Origin of the sequence: Endozoicomonas acroporae (assembly GCF_002864045.1) — a bacterium.
Classification (GTDB): Bacteria; Pseudomonadota; Gammaproteobacteria; order Pseudomonadales; family Endozoicomonadaceae; genus Endozoicomonas; species Endozoicomonas acroporae.
In genome coordinates, this window is record NZ_PJPV01000188.1 from 1 (window position 1) to 2977 (window position 2977).

2 protein-coding genes are annotated in these 2977 nt (G+C 50.4%); both read right to left on the reverse strand.

What is annotated here, in order from left to right; translation table 11 throughout:
* Nucleotides 1-203 (reverse strand): hypothetical protein (locus tag CX664_RS25995; protein WP_146000264.1); only part of this gene is annotated, 203 nt, incomplete at its 3' end.
* Nucleotides 204-359: 156 nt separating this feature from the next.
* Nucleotides 360-2977: RAP domain-containing protein (locus CX664_RS23330; RefSeq protein ID WP_146000265.1), on the reverse strand; the 2618-nt coding region annotated here is incomplete at its 5' end.

The following is a 2977-nucleotide window of genomic DNA, read 5'->3' on the forward strand; positions in this document are numbered from 1 at the left end:
TGTAAATGTTGAGAAGAACGTGTGCCAGAAGAATGGTAAAATTCATTGCGACCCGGCGGAGTGCGGGGGGGATTATCCCATGGTCTGACTGTGGCATGTCTATACCGCCCACGCCCTGAAGAAGGGGCGTGGTTATTCGCTTGGTTGTAATTATTACCTGATCTTGTGTATTTACCACTGATACCAGCAGATCTTCTATCCATAATTATATTTCATTAATTCATGAGAATATAAAAAGCAGACTTCGGCTCTGTTCAGAAGTTCATTTTGCTGAACGGTTTATAAACGCAAGTGGTTGGAGGAGAACATCTACTCTGAATTGTGAAAACGGTTCCTGAGTCACGATAGCAGGGAGACGATTACTGGCTGTTTGTTCTCTTCTTTATTTGATCAATAAATGGTTTCATTAAACTCTGGTTCCAAAGCCTGTTAACCGGGATTTCAATGACCTCAAATCCTGATTTCTGCAGCAGTGCGATTTTCAGCAGCGTCGAACCCTTCCTGGTTTTGAAATCACCACCCACGTAATGAGACGGTCCCTGAACTTCAATCACCATGTTGTGATCTGGCAGTAACAGGTCAACCGGAGGTAATGAGTTCAAACTCTTTTCTTCTTCGATCTTCAAAGAGGGCATACATGATTGGAGTTGATCGCGGAAGTCGGATTGAGGTTTTGATATGATTGTCTGGTGATGGCGGACGACCGGACACGGTCTGCCAAGCCAACTGGCGGCCATAACCATGATGGATTGATCATCTTCATTATCTGGCGAGGTATTTTCCAGGCGAGTCAACAGGTCATCCATGTGTTTTTCAAGCACATTATGTTTATTGGTTTTGGAGACCAGAGACAACCTGGCACAGCATACCATTACTCCCCAGAGAGATATCAATATCTCTTCCTGAGAAAAAGGCAGGTTCTTACTGATTCGATAGACAAGCGATTCGAACGTAGAGGTCGCCAGGTTCAGCTCAATAAGTTCACCCAGTTTGGCCGTGGCCCAAAGCAGGTTGGTGATTTCATGTTGGTTAAAATTAGTTTTCTGTGTGTTCACGTGGTGCAACAGCACGGCTATGGCCTCGTTGAGTTCTGGTGTCTGCTCCTGCCCGTTGTCTACCAGTTTCGCCGTGGCCCACAGCAGGTTAGCGATATGCTGAGGAATAAATTGGTCTTTCTGTGCGTTCACGTGGGGTAACAGCGCTGCCACGGCCTCGTTGAGTTCTGGTGTCCGGTCATGCCCGCTGCCCACCAGTTTCGCCATGGCCCAGAGCAGAATAGCGATTTCCTGAGGTTTAAAGTTAGCTTTCTGTCTATTCACGAAGGGCAACAGCGCGGCCACGGTCTCTTTGAGCCCTGGTGCCTGGTCTTGCCCGTTGTCCACCAGTTTCGCCATGGCCCACAACAGGTTAGTGATTTCCTGTGGTTTAAAGTTAGCTTTCTGTGTATTCACGAAGGGCAGCAGCGCGGCCACGGCCTCTTTGAGTCCTGGTGTTCTCCACTCCTGTCCGCTCTCCACCAGTTTCGCCATGGCCCACAGCAGGTTGGAGATTTCCTGTGGTTTATAGTTAGCTTTCTGTGCGTTCACTTGGGGCAACAGCACGGCCACTGCCTTGTTGAGACTTGGTGTCCGCTCCAGCCCTTTGCCTTCCAGTTTCGCCATGGCCCATAGCAGGTTGGCGATATGCTGAGGAATAAATTGGTCTTTCTGTGCGTTCACGTGGGGCAACAGCGCAGCCACGGCCTCGTTGAACTCTGGCGTCTGCTCCTGCCCGTTGTCCACCAGTTTCGCCGTGGCCCACAGCAGGTTGGCGATTTCCTGTGGTTTAAAGTTAGCTCTCTGTCGGTTCACGTGGGGCAACAGAGCGGCCACGGCCTCGTTGAGCTCTGGCGTCTGCTCCTGCCCGTTGTCCACCAGTTTCGCCATGGCCCACAGCAGGTTGGTGATTTCCTGTGGTTTAAAGTTAGCTTTCTGTCGGTTCACATGGGGCAACAAAGCGGCCACGGCCTCTTTGAACCCTGGTGTCTGCTCCTGCCCGTTGTCTACGAGCTTCGCCATGGCCCACAGCAGGTTGGCGATCCCCTGTGGTTTAAAGTTTGCTTTCTGCGCGATCACATGGGGTAACAGCGCGGCCACGGCCTCGTTTAACTCTGGCGTCCGCTCCTGCCCGTTGTCCACCAGTTTCGCCATGGCCCACAGCAGGTTGGCGAAATGCTGAGGAATAAATTGGTTTTTCTGTGCGTTCACGTGAGGCAATAGTGCGGCCACGGCCTCTTTGAACTCTGGTGTCTGCTCCTGCCCGTTGTCCACCAGCTTCGCCATGGCCCACAGCAAGTTGGCGATCCCCTGTTGTTTAAAGTTGGCTTTCTGTGTGTTCACGTGGGGCAAAAGCGCAGCAACGGCCTTGTTTAACTCTGGCGTCTGCCCGTTGTCCATCAGTTTCGCCATGGCCCACAGCAGGTTGGCAATGCCCCGGGCATCAATATCCCTGGCTTGAGGTTTTTGGTTGCACTTGACTATTATTGCATCAAATAGCGTTGACAATAAGCTGACTTGAGTAAGCTTAACAAGCTCATCCATGGGGTTATGAGGGGTAAAAACACCCGCTGACGTCAATGAATGAAGTGTTGTCGTCAGGCTTCGCCAATCCCAACGCCGTGTTGGGGTAAAATTTTGCAGCATACGTATCAGCTGGCTTTGTTCCGCCCGGTTTAACGGTCTTTTAGCAGCTGACGTGTATTTTTTAATTAAACTGGCATATTGCCCGTGATTTCTCCCATCATAGCGATGACCGAAATGATCCGATTTACTCACCAGATCATCCATTATTTTCTGTTTGATGAGGGCATTAAAATCTTGAGCAGGGTTTACTGAACGGCCCTGTAAATGTTGAGAAGAACGTGTGCCAGAAGAATGGTAACATTCATTGCGATCCGGTGCAGTGCGGGGGGGATTATCCCATGGTCTGACTGTGGCAT